The following is a 14853-nucleotide window of genomic DNA, read 5'->3' as shown; positions in this document are numbered from 1 at the left end:
GGTTCCGGGTTCGATGCTGCGCATCGCCCCGGAATGACGGCTAAGCAGCCGTCACCTTCGCGTCCTGGATCGCCTGCCAGATCTTCACCGGCGTCAGCGGCGTGTTCAGCTGGGTGATCCCGACCTCGCTCAAAGCATCCATCACGCCGTTGGTGATGCAGGGCGGCCCGCCGATCGCGCCCGACTCGCCGCAGCCCTTGGCGCCCAGCGGATTGGTCTTGCACGGCGCGGAGGGATCGAGCGTCACCGTGATCGGCGGAACGTCGGAGGCGCGCGGGATGCAGTAGTCCTGATAGCTCGCGGTCAGAAGCTGGCCTTCCTCGCTGTAGGCCACGCCTTCGTACAGGGCCTGGCCGATGCCCTGGACGACGCCGCCATGCACCTGCCCCGTCACCAGCATCGGATTGACCGCAACGCCGACGTCGTCGACCGTGGTGTAGCGCACGACCCGCGTCACGCCGGTCTCGGGATCGATCTCGACCTCGCAGATATGGGTGCCGTTCGGCCAGCTCGGGCCGTCGACATTGCCCTCGCTCTCGACCGAGAGCTTGGCGCCGCTTTCCTTCTTCGCGATCTCGAACAGGCTGATGCGCCTGTCGGTGCCGACCACGGTGAGGAAGCCGTCGCGATACTCGATGTCGCCGACGGAGGCTTCGAGCAGGTGGGAGGCCTTGTCGCGCGCCTTGTTGATCATGTCGTTGGTGGAGACCGCGACCGCGGTGCCGCCGACGAACAGCGAGCGCGAGCCGACGCTGCCGAAGCCGGTGGCAAGATCCGTGTCGCCCTGGATGACGTCGATCTTGTCCATGGCAATGCCGAGCGTATCGGCGATCATCTGGGTGTAGGTGGTGGCGAGGCCCTGCCCCATCGCCATGGTGCCGGAATGCAGGATGACGCGGCCTTCGGCGGTCGCATGCAGCGAGACGTTTTCGGTGTGGGCGCGGCCGCCGGTCCATTCGATGTAGCTGGTCAGGCCGCGGCCGTAGAGCAGGCCTTTCTTCTTCGCCGCCTTCTTGCGCGCGGCAAAGCCGTTCCAGTCGGCCAAATCGGACGCGCGCTCCAGCATGTGGGTGAAGGCGCCGGAGTCATACACCTGCCCGACCGCGTTGGTGTAGGGCAGCTGCGCCGGCTTGATGTAGTTGACCTTTCGGATGGTGCGCGGGTCCATGCCGATCTGGCGCGCGGCGGCATCGAACAGCCGCTCGACGATGAACACCGCCTCGGGCCTGCCGGCGCCACGATAGGCGCCGACCGGCGCGGTGTTGGTCATCACCGACTTCACCTCGAAATGCACCAGCGGCAGATCGTAGACGCCGGTCTGCACGAACGGGCCGAGCACCAGCGGAATGATGTTGGCGGTACCCGACGAATAAGCGCCGGTGCCGCCGATCGAGCGCACGCGGTAAGCCAGCACGCGGCCCTTGGCGTCGAGCGCGAACTCGCCGGTCGAGGTCAGGTCGCGGCCATGGGTGCCGCCGACGAACTCGTCGGTGCGGTCGCCGCGCCAGCGGATCTTTTCGTTCAGCTTGGTCGCGGCATAGGCGACGATGCCGTCTTCGGGATACAGGCTGGTCTTCTGGCCGAAGCCGCCGCCGATATCGCCGACCAGCACGCGCACACTGTCCTTCGGACGCTTCAGGATCGATTCCGCCAGGAGATCACGGGTCGAGCCCGGGGTCTGCGACTGCACATGCAGAATGAGCCGGCCGGTCTTCTTCTCGATCTCGGCAATGGTCGAGCGCGGCTCCATCGCCGACGGCACGAGGCGCTGGCTGACCAGGTCAAGCGACACCTTGTGCGCCGCGCTGGCGAACGCTTCCTCGACCTTGGCGGCGTCGCCATAGCTCATCGCGGCCACGATGTTGTCGGGGGCCTCCGGCCAGACCGCCGGCGCGCCGGGCTTGATCGCCTCGACCGGATCGACCACCGAGGACAGCACCTCGTAATCGATCTCGATCGCCTCGGCCGCGGTCTGCGCCAGCACGCGCGAGGTCGCGACCACAGCCGCGACACCCTCGCCGGCGTAGCGCACGACTTCGTGTGCCAGCAGGCGCCGCGGCGGCACGGTCATCGGCGAGCCATCGGGCCGCTTGAAGATCGCGAGCGTCGGCAGCGTGCCGATATCGTCCTTCACGAGATCGGCGCCGGTATAGACCGCCTTGACGCCGGGCATCTCGAGCGCTGCCTTGGCGTCGATCGATTTGATGTTGGCGTGAGCGTGCGGCGAGCGCAGCACGTGCAGCCAGAGCGCGCCGTCCTGCGGCTTGTCGTCGATGAAATGCCCTGTCCCGGTGAGCAGCCGCTGGTCTTCCAGACGCTTGACCGGCTGGCCCGCACCAAAACGCATATTGCCGGGAAGAATGTTCATCGGAGGGTCCTTGATTTCAGAAATTTCGGCGGGTTTTAACGGATTTTCGGCGCGACACAACACGCCCGGAAACGACGACGTAATGCGCCTTATGCAACGCCAGTTTCAGCCGAGATCGCGCAACGCGTCCTCGACCACCTTGCGCTGCTCGGCCGTGAGCGGCGCCTGCGGCGGCACGGGGTCGCCGACGTCGTAGCCCTGGATCGCGAGCCCGGCCTTGATGCAGGCCGCGAGGTTGAAGCGGGCGAACGCCTCGTTGATGCGCCAGAGCCTGCGCTGCAGGGCCATCGCCTCGTCCCAGCGGGCGCGGCGGCAGAGGTCGTAGAGCTCGACGCTTTGCCGCGGGATGATGCAGGCCGGCCCGGCCATCCAGCCATGGCCGCCGATCAGCATCACCGCAGCCGGAATATGGGCGGAGGCCGAGAACACTTTCAAGCTGTCGCCGCAGCGGTTCATGATCGACAGCAGCCGGCCGGTATTGGTCGAGGCGTCCTTGATGTAGCCGATCCGCGAATGCGCGGCGAGGCGCGCGATGACGTCGAGCGTGAGGTCGGAGCGCTGGAAGTTCGGATTGGTGTAGATCACGACCGGGATGTCGACGGCGTCGGCGATGGCGCGGAAATAGGATTCCACCTGCGCGTCACTGAGCGGAAAATACGCCTCCAGGATCGCGAGAATGCCGGCAGCACCCCGCTTCTGATAGGCCTTGGCCTGCGCCACCGCATCCGCCGTCGAGGTCGAGGCGACGCCGGCGACAACAGGCACGCGGCCCTGCGCGGCCTCGATCGTGGTCGCCACCACCTGCATGCGCTGCGCATTGTTGAGATAGGCGAACTCGCCGGTCGAGCCGAGCGGCGTCAGCCCGTGGACCCCGGCCTTGATCAGGTCGTCGCAGAGCCGGCCCAGCACCTCGGTGCGGACATGACCGGCGGGATCGACCGGGGACACCAGATACGGGAAGACGCCGTGGAAATCAGCCATTTGCGAGCCTCGTTGACGGCGAGACATAATCGGGATCGTGCGCAAAGGGAAGCGGCTCGCCGCTGCGCAGGGCGCCGAGCACCACTGCAAAGTCGGTTACCGCGCGGAAACCGAGCAGCCGTTCGGCCTTGCGCGCGTCGTAGATCCGGCCGATCGATTTCGGCAAATGCCAGCCTTGGCGCTCGAACAGCGCCGGCGCATCTGGGAACGTGCGCGCGATCACGCCGGCCGCATCTGTCTTCAGGTCAGCGACGTCGCTGCGCGCAAACGGCGTCGGCGCGCTGATCACGAACACTTCGAAGCCGCGGATCTGCTCCAGCGCCACGACATGGGCGTCGGCGGCATCCTCGACCGTCAGGCGGCGATACAGCAGCTCGGTCGCCTTCAGGTTCTCGCCGTGGATATCGCGGATCGTGTCGTCGTCCTCGGGGAAGAAGCGGCTGGTGCGCAGCACCGCGCAGTTCAGCCCATGCTCGCGGCTGTACAGCCGGCACAGCCCTTCGGCGGCCAGTTTCGTCACTCCGTAGATGTTGCGCGGCTCGAGCGGCCCCTTTGCCTCGTCGAGCCACACCGCCGCATGGCCTTCCTCGTCGCGGATCGCCTGCGAGATCATCAGCGAGGTCGTCGAGGTGAAGACGAAGCGGTCATGGCCGGCGGATGCGGCCGCCTGTAGCAGATTGAGCGTGCCTGACAGGTTGACGTCGACAAAGGCCTGCGGCGCGAACCGCGCGATGTCAGGCTTGTGCAGCGCGCCGCCATGGATCACCGCCTCGATGCCGTGATCGCCGAACACCCGGTCGACCACCGACCGGTCGGCCACCGAGCCGACCACATCGGTCGCCTCGCCCGGGACGACGTCGAGGCCGGTCACGTCGTGGCCGGCCTGTCGAAGCCGCGGCGCGAGGAAGCGGCCGAGCCAGCCGGAGGAGCCGGTCAACAATACGCGCATTGAATTCCGCCCGGCCCCGCGCCTTCAGAACACCTTTGCGATCGCGGCCTGCGCATCGCCCTGGATCTTTTTCAGATGGTCCGGCCCGCGGAAGCTCTCGGCATAGATCTTGTAGACATCCTCGGTGCCGGAGGGACGCGCGGCAAACCAACCGGCCTCGGTCTCGACCTTGATGCCGCCGAACGGCTGGTCGTTGCCGGGCGCCTTGGTCCTGACCGCGCGCACGGCATCGCCGGCGAGCTCGGTCATGTTGAGCTGCTCGGGCCCGAGCGCCTTCAGCGCGTTCTTCTGCTTCGGCGTCGCCGCGACATCGATGCGCTCGTAGTAGGGCACGCCGAGCTCGGCGGTCAGCTCCTTGAACAATTCGCTGGGATCACGTCCGGTCTTGGCGATGATCTCCGCCGCCAGCAGGCCGAGGATGATGCCGTCCTTGTCGGTGGTCCACGCCGAGCCGTCGCGCTTGAGGAACGATGCGCCGGCGCTCTCCTCGCCGGCGAAGCCGAAGCCGCCGCTGCCGAGCCCCTCGACGAACCATTTGAAGCCGACCGGCGTCTCCACCAGCTTCCTGTTCAGCTTCTTCGCCACGCGGTCGATGATCGAGCTCGACACGATGGTCTTGCCGATCGCGGCATCCTTGCTCCATTGCGGCCGGTGCGCGAACAGATAGGCGATCGCGGTGGCGAGGAAGTGGTTCGGGTTCATCAGCCCGTTCGAGCGGGTCACGATGCCATGGCGATCGGCGTCGGTATCGTTGGCAAAGGCGACGTCGAACCGGTCCCGCATCCCGATCAGGCTCGCCATCGCGTAGGGCGATGAACAATCCATCCGGATCTTGCCGTCCCAATCCGCGGTCATGAAGCGGAAGGTCGGATCGACCGCGTCATTGACGACTGACGCGGTGATGCCGTAGCGCGCGATGATCGGCTGCCAGTAATGCACCGCCGCGCCGCCGAGCGGATCGATGCCGATCCTGACGCCGGCGGACTTGATCAGCGCGAGATCGACGGTGTTGCCGAGATCGGCAACATAAGGGGTAATGTAGTCGTGCAGATGCGTGGTCGCGGCCTTGCGCGCGCGATCATAGGGCATCCGCGCGACGCCCTTGAGGCCGGCCTCGATGTAGCGGTTGGCATTCTTCTCGACCACGGCCGTGACGTCGGTGTCGGCGGGGCCGCCATGTGGCGGATTGTATTTGTAGCCGCCGTCCTCCGGCGGGTTGTGTGACGGGGTGATGACGACGCCGTCGGCAAGGCCGCTGCTGCGGCCCTTGTTGTAGCTCAGGATCGCGTGCGAGATGACGGGCGTCGGAGTGTAGCCGCCCTGCGCGTCGATCATGATCTCGACGCCGTTCGCCGCGAATACTTCCACCGCACTCGCCAGCGCCGGCTCGGCCAGCGCATGGGTATCGATGCCGATGAACAGCGGCCCGGTAAGCCCCTTCTCGCGGCGGTAATCGCAGATCGCCTGCGTGGTGGCGAGGATGTGATCCTCGTTGAAGGAATTCTTCAGCGACGAGCCGCGATGGCCGGAGGTACCGAAAGCAACCCGCTGGGTGGGATCGCCGGCGTCGGGCTTGCCGGCAAAATAGGCCGTGACCAGCCGCGGCACATTGACAAGCGCTGAGGGATCGATGGGTTTGCCGGCGGCAGGATTTGGTGCAGTCACGTGACCTCTCAGATCTGGTATCGCCGACTATCAGCACAACGAGTGATACTCATTGCGTAACATCCTGGCGTGCTACCATGGCGGCTTACGTTCAATCAAGCCGAGGGCTTTTCGTTCCGTGTCATCAGCGGCAATCCGCTATTCGACGTCGATCTGCTTTACCTTCTCGCGCAGCTCGTCGACCAGCACGCGCTTGTTCTCGGTATAGTCGATCGGCACCACGACGAGATGCACGCCGCCGCCGGAGAAGGCGCGCTCGAGGGTCGGGACGATCGCCTCCGTGCTCTCGATCCGCGAGCCCTTGGCGCCGTAGCTTTCGGCATATTTGACGAAATCCGGGTTGCCGAAGGTCAGGCCGAAATCGGGGAAGTTGTCGACCGCCTGCTTCCAGCGGATCATGCCGTAGGCGGAGTCCTCCAGGATCAGGATCACCAGGTTGAGCTTGAGGCGGACCGCGGTCTCGAGCTCCTGCGAGTTCATCATGAAACCGCCGTCGCCGCAGACCGCAAGCACGCGGTTGTTCGGATAGAGCATCGCCGCCATCATCGCCGACGGCAGGCCGGCGCCCATGGTGGCGAGCGCGTTGTCGAGCAGCAGCGAGTTCGCGAGCAGCGTGCGGTAGTTGCGCGCGAACCAGATCTTGTACATGCCGTTGTCGAGCGCGACGATGCCGTCCTCGGGAATGACCTGCCGTACATCGTGCACGATGCGCTGCGGCGTCGGCGGCCAGCGGCCCTCGGTGGCGCGATCGGTGATCTTCGCCAGGATGCCTTCACGCAGGCTGAGCAGCGCGCTGGCCGACGGCAGCTTTCCCGCGACACGGTCGGCCAGCAGTTCGAGGCTCGGTCCGACATCGCCGATCACCTCGCATTGCGGGAAGTAGACCTGCTCGACATTCGCCGCCGTGTAGCTGACATGGATCACCTGCGGCCCCTTCGGGCCCATGATGAACGGCGGCTTCTCGATCGTGTCGTGACCGATCGCGATGATCAGGTCGGCGCGGTCGATCGCCTCATGCACATAGTCGCGCTCGCTCAGCGCGGCCGTCCCCATATATTGATTGGTGCCGCCGGACACCGTGCCCTTCCCCATCTGGGTCGTGAAGAACGGGATCTTGGTCCGCCGCACGAAGTCGCCGATCCCGGCGGTCGAGCGGGGGCGCGATGCCGCCGCGCCAAGCATGATCAGCGGACGCTGCGCCTTCAAAATCATGTCGGCGGCGCGGTCGAGCGCAGCCGCATGCGCGATCGGAATCTCGATCGGGTGCGGCGGCACGATCTCGACCGGCGCAATCTCCTCGCGCGCGATATCCTCGGGCAGTTCGAGCAGCACCGGCCCCGGCCGTTCCTGCGTCGCGATCCGGAACGCGTCGCGGACCAGCGTCGGAATGGTGGCGCCGCTGACGATCTGCAGCGACAGCTTGGTCAGCGGCCGGAATGTGTTGACGATGTCGACGATCTGGAACTTGGCCTGCCGGCTGCTCAAGATGCCCTTCTGGCCCGTGAGCATCACCATCGGCATCGCACCGAGCAGCGCATAGGCCGCACCCGTGGTCAGGTTGAGCGCGCCGGGGCCGAGCGTCGTCATGCAGACGCCGGGCTTTCCGGTCAGCCTGCCATAGGTCGCCGCCATGAACGCTGCGGCCTGCTCGTGGCGGGTCACAATCAGCTTGATCGAGGATTTGCGCAGGCTCTCGACGACGTCGAGATTCTCCTCGCCGGGAACACCGAACACCCGTTCCACACCCTCATTCTCGAGGGCCGCGACCAGCAAATCGGAACCTTTGACCATCTCAGCCTCGCATCGTTGATTGCATGCCGCGCACGGAGCATAGCCGCATCGCGCGCCGCCGGAAACTCCCTCGCGATCTCACGGCTTGTGCGCCCTGATCCAGGCCTCAGTGGCGGGGAGCACACGTGCGGCAAGATCGGCCGAGATCGCGATCGCCTGCAAGGAGCGCGCCACCGTCACCCGCCCGCCGCTGGTCGATTGCGACGGGGCAAACGCGGCGAGCTGTGCCGCGTGGTGCTGATCGGTAAAATTGATCATGAAGTTCGGCACGAACTGGTCGCGGAAGTTCGGCCCCTGCCTGGCCAGCAACGTATCGAAATTGGTCTGGACGAAGTCCCAGGCAAGCTGCGGCTGCTCGCCTGCGGACGCAACCGCGTTGATCATCCCTGTGACGATCGTGTCGGGCAACTCGCTGGTCAGCGTCAATGCCAGCGTCGCGCGCGCCAGTTCCGCATCGCGGGCGCTGGCCGCGGCGAAATAATACCGCAGCCGTTCATTGGTCGCCGTGCTGTTGCGCGCGAGCGCCAGCAGTTTGTCATACGTCGCCCGATCAGCCGTGATGCCGGCGATATGGGTGACGGCGTCGCGCAGCGTGGTCGGCAGCGATTTGGGATCATCGAGAAACGCCGCAAAGCGCCGCTTCGCCTCGGCGACGATTGCCGGGTCACCGAGGTCGCCGAGCGTCGAGATCAGGCTCGCGCGCAGCAGCGCGGTGTCGTCGTCGCCCAGACCGCCGCCATCCCATCCGATCCGGTCGAATACCGGGCGCAGCTTGGCGCGGGCATAGGCCTGGACCACCGGTCGCTCGCTGCGGTCGCGCGACAGGCGGTTGAGCGCAGCGAATGTCGAGATCACCTGGTCCCACACCGCGCGATGGTCGCCGGCATCGAGCGCGTCGAGCAGCGCGAGATAGGACGGCGCCTCGGCGCGGCCGGCCTGCACCAGCGCCCAGCTGTCGGTGACGACATTGAGCCGGTCAACGACCTGCATTTGCGGGAAAGCATTCAGCAATGCGGCACGGTTCTTGAGGCCGTATTCGACCCTGAAGTAGCCGACGTCGCCGAGATTGACCTTGATCGCATCGCCGCAACCGCCGGCCGGGATATCGGCACTGCCCTTCAACAGAAGCTCGTCAAACGGCCTGCCTTGCGCAGGTCCGACCGCAACCGGGATCTGCCAGCTGTGGGCCGGCAGCGGCGGATCGTTGGCCGGGGCGATCACGAACCGATCTTGCTGCAACGTCAGGCGTTGCGCCGTGCCATCGCAGACGGTCTCGGCCACGACCAACGGCACGCCATCCTGCTCGGTGAAGGAGGCGGCGATGCCGCTCACCGTCTTCCCGCCGGACGTCTCGAGCGCCTGCCAGAGATCGGCCGTGGTGGAATTGCTGTAGGCATGCGCGGCCATGTATTTGCGGATGCCGTCGCGGAACGCCTGCTCGCCGAGATAGGTCTCGAGCATGCGGATCAGCGCCTGGCCCTTGTTGTAGGTGATGGCGTCGAACGCCGTGACCGCTTCGCTGTGGTCCGCGATCGGCTGCTGCACCGGATGCGAGGTGCGGCGCGCATCGAGCGCCATGGCAAACTGCTTCGCGCTGGTGCCGTTCAGCCAGCTCTGCCATTGTGGATAGAACTGCTCCGAGGCCTTGGTCGCCATCCAGCTGGCAAAGCCCTCGTTGAGCCAGAGATTGTCCCACCACGCCATGGTGACGAGATCGCCGAACCACATATGCGCCATCTCGTGCGCGATGATGGCGAAGATGCCGCGCCGCGCCGTCTCCGCATTCGTCGCGGGGTCGAACAGCAGCCGGCTCTCGAAGAAGGTGATGCCGCCCCAGTTCTCCATCGCGCCGCCGAACCCGCCGGGAACGGCGATCAGATCGAGCTTTGGCAGCGGATATTTGACGCCGAAATAGTCGTTGTAATAGCCGAGCAGTTTCACCGCGCTGTCGAGCGCGAACCGGCCCTGTCCGCTCTTGCCCTCCGTCGTCACCACGCCGATGGTGACGCCGCCGGCATCCGCCGTGACCCGCTCGAGCTCGCCCGCGGTAAGCACGAACAGATAGCTCGACATCTTCGGCGTCGGCGCAAACGTGACCTTCTTGAGATCGCCGGCGACCGGCGCCTCGCTCGCGATGGGCATGTTGCCGACCGCGAGCAGATTGCGCGGGATCACGACGGTCAGCGCGAAGTTCGCCTTGAACGACGGCTCGTCCCAGCACGGAAAGATCCGCCTCGCGTCGGCCGGCTCCAGCTTGCTGGAGATCAGCCGCTTGATCCCGGTCGGGGTCGGATAGTCGACCACAAACAGCCCGGTACCGAACTTGTTGATCTGCGCCGTGAACACGATGCGGAGCTTGTGGCGGCCCACTGCGAGCGGCTGGGGAAAGCTCAGCGTCGCGGTCTGCGCGGTGGCGTCGGTCACGACCTCCGCGCGTTGCGCGCCGTCATCGATCGTGGCCTCGGCGAACGTCGTGTTGATCGCGTTCAGCGTCAGTTGCGCCGTAGCCTCACGCACCTCGATGTCGACCGTCTCCACACCAGGCAGCGCCAGGCTGGTGATATCGGGCGTCAGCTCGACCGCGTAGCTCAACGGGACAACCGTCTTCGGCAGCTTTCCGGGCGTGCTGTCGAACGAAAATGTCTGCTCGGCCTGCACGCCCGCGCCCATCGCCAGCAACAAGCCGATTGCCGTGGCAAGACGACGCAGCATAGCGGTTCGGACTTGGGTCGCAGGCTTGTTCATCGCGCAGCTCACCGGGATCTCGGGATTTTCGGATGTCATTGCGGAAGGACGTAGCAGGCAATCTAGTAGAGAAGATGTCGCCACAAAACTGACAACTCCGCGACATCTGACGTCGCATTGGCTCGCATCGATCGACGCGCACACGCATCGGCCTACCGGCCCTTGTTGCTCAACGGCAGGGAGGAAGGTTAACCTGCGGCTGGCATTCTAGCCGCGGCATCCGGCGACGGGAGACAATAATGTTCGGAAAGTTCTCGCGCCGGCAGTTTGCGGGCCTTGCAGGCTTCTCGGCGCTCGGTTTGACCGGCCCTGCCGAGGCAGCGAACCACGCTCCGCGGCCGAATGGCACGAACTTTCCCGCCGGCTTCGTCTGGGGCACCGCGACCTCGTCCTACCAGGTCGAGGGCGCGGTCAATGAGGACGGCCGCGGCCCGTCGATCTGGGACACATTCACCCATACATCGGGCAAGATCGAGGACGGCTCGACCGGCGATCGCGCCAACGACCACTATCACCGCTACAAGGAGGATGTCCGCCTCATCAGGGATCTCGGCGCCAAGGCCTATCGCTTCTCGATCGCCTGGCCGCGGGTGTTTCCCGATGGCACCGGCACGCCCAATCCGAAGGGCCTCGACTTCTACAACCGCCTGGTCGACGAGCTGCTCGCCAACGGCATCGAGCCCTATGCCACGCTCTATCACTGGGACCTGCCGCAGGCATTGCAGGACCGCGTCGGCGGCTGGCGCTCGCGCGACACATCGAAGGCGTTCGGCGACTACGCCGGCTATGTGGCGCAGCGGTTGACCGACCGGGTCAAGAACATCTTCACCCTCAACGAGGTCGGGCGTTTCCTCCCCTTCGGCTATGCGCTCGGCGTCGACGCGCCGGGGCTGACGCTGCCGCCGGCCGAGGTGAACCAGGCACGCCACCACGTCGCGCTGGCGCATGGCCTCGCGGTGCAGGCGATCCGCGCCAGGGGCCGGCCCGGCACGCGGGTCGGCCCAGCCGAAAACATCACCGCCTGCGTGCCCGCGGTCAACACACCGGAGAACATCCGCGCCACCGAGATCGCGACGCGCGAGCTCAATGCAGGTTTCCTCGGCGTCGTCCTCGAAGGCAAGTACACCGAGGGCTTCCTGCAATATGCCGGCGCTGACGCGCCCAAATTCACCGCCGAAGAGCTGAAGATCATCGCGCAGCCCAACGATTTCGTCGGGCTCAACATCTACGCGCCGCACTGCTATGTCCTCGCCACCGGCTCAGCCCCCGGCTGGAAGCCGCTGCCGATGCCGGCCTCGTTCCCGCATATGAGTTCGGATTGGCTGCGGATCGCGCCGGAGACGATCTACTGGGCGCCGCGGATTGCCGCCAAGCTCTGGAACATCAAGAGCATCTATATCAGCGAGAACGGCACCTCCGGCGACGACAAGGTAGAGCCGGACGGGCAGATCTACGATCTCGACCGCATCATGTTCCTGCGCAACTACCTCGCCCAATTGCAGCGCGCGACCGCCGACGGCGTTCCGGTCCACGGCTATTTCCTGTGGAGCCTGATGGACAATTTCGAATGGATCTTCGGCTATGCGAAGCGCTTCGGCCTGTATCGGGTGGATTTCGAGACCCAGGCGCGGGTGCCGAAACTGAGCGCTGCGTTCTATCGCGACGTGATCGCGCGCAACGCCATCGGCGTATGACCTACCCGGCCTGCGGCCGCGCGCCCGACCACGCACGCCGGAGCAGGTCGCAGATCGCGCGCTCCTCGATCGGCCGCGGATTCCAGTAAGGATTTTTGGTGGCGAGTGCGGCCGCCTTTGCGATGGCGTCCTCGGGCATGCCGATCTCCGCGAGGGAACGCGGCGCGCCGAGCCTTTCGGACAGATCGAACAGACCGTCAGCCGCATCAGCAACCCCAAGCGCCCGCGCGGCGCGGCCGATCGCATCGCGCGCGGCCGGCGTGTTGTAGGCGATGGTATGCGGCAGCAGCACCGCATGGGTTTCGGCATGCGGCAGGTCGAACAGCGCGCCGACGGTGTGGCAGAGCTTGTGATGCAACGCCATCCCGACGGTGCCGAGACAGACCGCGCACAGCCAGGCGCCATAGAGCGCATCGGACCGCGCGTCGAGATCGTGCGGCCGTGCGATGACGTCCGGCAGCGACGCCGCGAGCTTCGCAATCGCCTCCTCCGCCATCAGCGAGGTGATCGGATTGCCGTCCCGCGCATACAGCGCCTCGGCCGCATGCGCGATCGCGTTGAGGCCGGATATCGCGGAGAACTTTGCCGGCATCGAGATCGTCTGGTTGACGTCGTAGATCACGGCCTCGGGCAATATCTTCGGCGAGGATTGCGTGGTCTTGACGCCGTCGACCGTCTCGCCGAGCACCGGGGTCATCTCCGAGCCGGCATAGCTGGTCGGCACGATCAGTTGCGGCAGGTCGGTGCGCAGCGCGATCGCCTTGCTGAGACCGGTCGCGGCACCCGCGCCGATCGCAACCACGCCGTCGGGCTTCAGCTCGCGCACCATCTGCATCGCACGTTCGGTGACCGCGACCGGGGTGTGCACGACAGCGCCATCGAACGCGCCGGCCATACGGCCGCCGGTCAAGTCTGAGAGATCGCCGAGCTCGGCCTGTTGCCGCCGGCTCGCCAGCACCAGCGCACGGCTGATGCCGAGCCGGCCGAGTTCGTCCGCCAGCTGCGCGACCGCGCCGACGCCGAACACGACCCGCATCGGGCTGACTTCATAAGTGAATGGCTGTGGCATCAGGCGCTCCAGCTGTTGCCTCCGGCGTACGCCACCGGGCGGCAACAGTGTTTCACCTACCTTCTCGCCAAGGTCAATCGAGACTCACGCCACCGCCTTGTATTCAGGCGCGGTCGCGAGGAAGCGCGCATAGGCGTCCGCGTCCGGCGGCGTGAACTTTTCGACGAGCGGGTTGCGGCGCGACGCCTTGGTGCCGATGTCCGTCAACAGCTCGTCGAAATGCTTGAAGTGATACGGCGCGACGCACAGCCCGCCATAGACGCCCGCCGCCGGCCGCTCGACCCGCTTGAAGTTCAGCATCATCGCGATGTTGTCGTGCATTTCGGCCGCGCTCGGCTGCCGCGCGAGCTGGCCGTCGGCATAGCGTACCAGCCAGTTCGCGGCGAGATCCGCGCATAGCACGGTGCAGAAGCTCGAATTGAAGCCGACAAATCCCATGTCAGGCAGATCCGGATTGGCGATCAGCCGATAGAGCCGGTACTGCCCGTCGGGCTCGACCAGCTTGTTCTGATACTCCTTAGGGAGGAACGGCACGCCGAGCTTGTAGCCGATCGCGAGCACCGCGACGTCGGCCGCGACACGCTGGCCGCCGCTCATCACGATGGTCTTGCCGTCATAATGATCGAAGGTGCCCTGCACCGCCTTGATCCGGCCGTCGGCAACCATCGGATAGAAGCCGGGGGTCGCGATCGGCACCGAGCAGTTGATGCCGTCCTCGATCCGCTCCTTCGGCACCATGCCGCACTGCTTCAGCTTGAGCTGCATCTTCAGCATGCTCTCGAGCCCGCGCCAGTTCGCCCAGACGAACGGCTTCGCCGCGGCATGGGCGAGCCGTGACATCGGCCCGATGCCCCAGCTCGCAAACATCTGTTCCTGCGCGCGGATGTAGAGGATGCGCTTGAAGTTGACGAGACCGCCGACGAAATAGGGGATCCGCCACACCGGCTCGCGAAACACGATGGTGACCTCGCTGGCGCCGGAATTGACCGCGTTCACCGCGATGTCGGTCGCCGATTTCGAGCCGCCGAGCACGACCACCTTGTGGCCCTTGGCGAGATCAGGATCGCCATATTGCGACGAGTGCAGGATATGGCCGCCCTGCGCCTTGAAGCCGTCCTCGCCGGGCAGCGGCAGCGTCTGCGGTTCGTTGAATTGCCCGGTGCAGACCGCGACGAAGTCGAAATCCTCATGGCCGGTCGCGCCGTCGGTCGAGCGGAGTTCGAGCGTCCAGCCTGGTCTGCCGTCGGCGCGGCGCTTCATGCCCTCGACCCTGGTGTCGAACCGCATCGCGCCGTCGAGCCCATGGCTGCGGGCGTAGTCGCGCAGATAGGCATGCACCTGCGGCCCCTTTGGCCACTCCGGATAGGACTCCGGCATCGCCTGGTCGGTGTAGCGATAGAGCTCCTTCGGGCTTTGGGTCTGGACGTCGGGATAGGAGCGCGCCGGCTCCCAGACCCCGCCGAGATCGCCGCTGCGCTCGATGATGGTCACTCGGTGACCGCGACCGGCAAAGGCCTTGCCGGCGGCGAGCCCGGAAATGCCGGCGCCGATCACGCACACATGCTTCTGCTTGACCATGAAACCGCTCCGA

General features: G+C 65.9%; 9 protein-coding genes. 1 reads left to right on the top strand and 8 read right to left on the bottom strand.

What is annotated here, in order from left to right:
* Positions 1–40: 40 nt before the first annotated feature.
* The 6 genes from ACE10Z_RS11080 to ACE10Z_RS11055 all read right to left on the bottom strand — a co-directional run bounded on the left by ACE10Z_RS11080 (position 41) and on the right by ACE10Z_RS11055 (position 10499).
* On the bottom strand, positions 41–2368 hold the full coding sequence (locus tag ACE10Z_RS11080; RefSeq protein ID WP_375787951.1) for a xanthine dehydrogenase family protein molybdopterin-binding subunit: 2328 nt from the start codon (positions 2366–2368) through the stop codon (positions 41–43).
* A 105-nt stretch (positions 2369–2473) separates the two neighbouring features.
* Positions 2474–3349, bottom strand: coding sequence for a dihydrodipicolinate synthase family protein (locus tag ACE10Z_RS11075; RefSeq protein WP_375787950.1), 876 nt, complete (start codon positions 3347–3349; stop codon positions 2474–2476).
* Positions 3342–4298: an NAD-dependent epimerase/dehydratase family protein gene (locus ACE10Z_RS11070; protein WP_375787949.1), complete on the bottom strand. Its 957-nt coding sequence runs from the start codon at positions 4296–4298 to the stop codon at positions 3342–3344. The genes ACE10Z_RS11075 and ACE10Z_RS11070 overlap by 8 nt, the downstream gene beginning before the upstream one ends.
* Before the next feature lie 24 nt (positions 4299–4322).
* Positions 4323–5963 (bottom strand): phosphoglucomutase (alpha-D-glucose-1,6-bisphosphate-dependent), encoded by a 1641-nt coding sequence (gene pgm, locus ACE10Z_RS11065; RefSeq protein ID WP_375787948.1) that lies wholly within the window; start codon positions 5961–5963, stop codon positions 4323–4325.
* A gap of 138 nt (positions 5964–6101) precedes the next feature.
* A complete protein-coding gene (locus ACE10Z_RS11060; RefSeq protein ID WP_375787947.1) occupies positions 6102–7754 on the bottom strand; it encodes an acetolactate synthase large subunit in 1653 nt (550 codons plus the stop codon).
* 78 nt (positions 7755–7832) lie between these two features.
* Positions 7833–10499, bottom strand: coding sequence for a M1 family metallopeptidase (locus ACE10Z_RS11055; RefSeq protein WP_375787946.1), 2667 nt, complete (start codon positions 10497–10499; stop codon positions 7833–7835).
* A 239-nt stretch (positions 10500–10738) separates the two neighbouring features.
* Between ACE10Z_RS11055 and ACE10Z_RS11050 the strand changes: the two genes are divergently transcribed.
* Positions 10739–12193, top strand: coding sequence for a GH1 family beta-glucosidase (locus ACE10Z_RS11050; protein WP_375787945.1), 1455 nt, complete (start codon positions 10739–10741; stop codon positions 12191–12193).
* 1 nt (position 12194) lies between these two features.
* Here ACE10Z_RS11050 and ACE10Z_RS11045 read toward each other — a convergent pair whose 3' ends face one another.
* Together ACE10Z_RS11045 and ACE10Z_RS11040 are read right to left on the bottom strand one after the other, a co-directional pair.
* Positions 12195–13262, bottom strand: coding sequence for a maleylacetate reductase (locus tag ACE10Z_RS11045; protein ID WP_375787944.1), 1068 nt, complete (start codon positions 13260–13262; stop codon positions 12195–12197).
* Between the two features lie 84 nt (positions 13263–13346).
* Positions 13347–14840, bottom strand: coding sequence for a flavin-containing monooxygenase (locus tag ACE10Z_RS11040; RefSeq protein ID WP_375787943.1), 1494 nt, complete (start codon positions 14838–14840; stop codon positions 13347–13349).
* Positions 14841–14853: the final 13 nt, after the last annotated feature.

This window comes from Bradyrhizobium sp. Pha-3 (assembly GCF_042258615.1).
In the GTDB taxonomy this organism is placed as follows: Bacteria; Pseudomonadota; Alphaproteobacteria; order Rhizobiales; family Xanthobacteraceae; genus Bradyrhizobium.
This window is presented reverse-complemented; position numbering and strand designations above follow the sequence as displayed.

Bases quoted from the DNA above. Each gene is read 5' to 3' on its own strand.
- ACE10Z_RS11080 (WP_375787951.1), bottom strand. From the start codon at position 2,368: ATGAACATTCTTCCCGGCAATATGCGTTTTGGTGCGGGCCAGCCGGTC.
- ACE10Z_RS11075 (WP_375787950.1), bottom strand. From the start codon at position 3,349: ATGGCTGATTTCCACGGCGTCTTCCCGTATCTGGTGTCCCCGGTCGAT.
- ACE10Z_RS11070 (WP_375787949.1), bottom strand. From the start codon at position 4,298: ATGCGCGTATTGTTGACCGGCTCCTCCGGCTGGCTCGGCCGCTTCCTC.
- ACE10Z_RS11060 (WP_375787947.1), bottom strand. From the start codon at position 7,754: ATGGTCAAAGGTTCCGATTTGCTGGTCGCGGCCCTCGAGAATGAGGGT.
- ACE10Z_RS11055 (WP_375787946.1), bottom strand. From the start codon at position 10,499: ATGAACAAGCCTGCGACCCAAGTCCGAACCGCTATGCTGCGTCGTCTT.
- ACE10Z_RS11050 (WP_375787945.1), top strand. From the start codon at position 10,739: ATGTTCGGAAAGTTCTCGCGCCGGCAGTTTGCGGGCCTTGCAGGCTTC.
- ACE10Z_RS11045 (WP_375787944.1), bottom strand. From the start codon at position 13,262: ATGCCACAGCCATTCACTTATGAAGTCAGCCCGATGCGGGTCGTGTTC.
- ACE10Z_RS11040 (WP_375787943.1), bottom strand. From the start codon at position 14,840: ATGGTCAAGCAGAAGCATGTGTGCGTGATCGGCGCCGGCATTTCCGGG.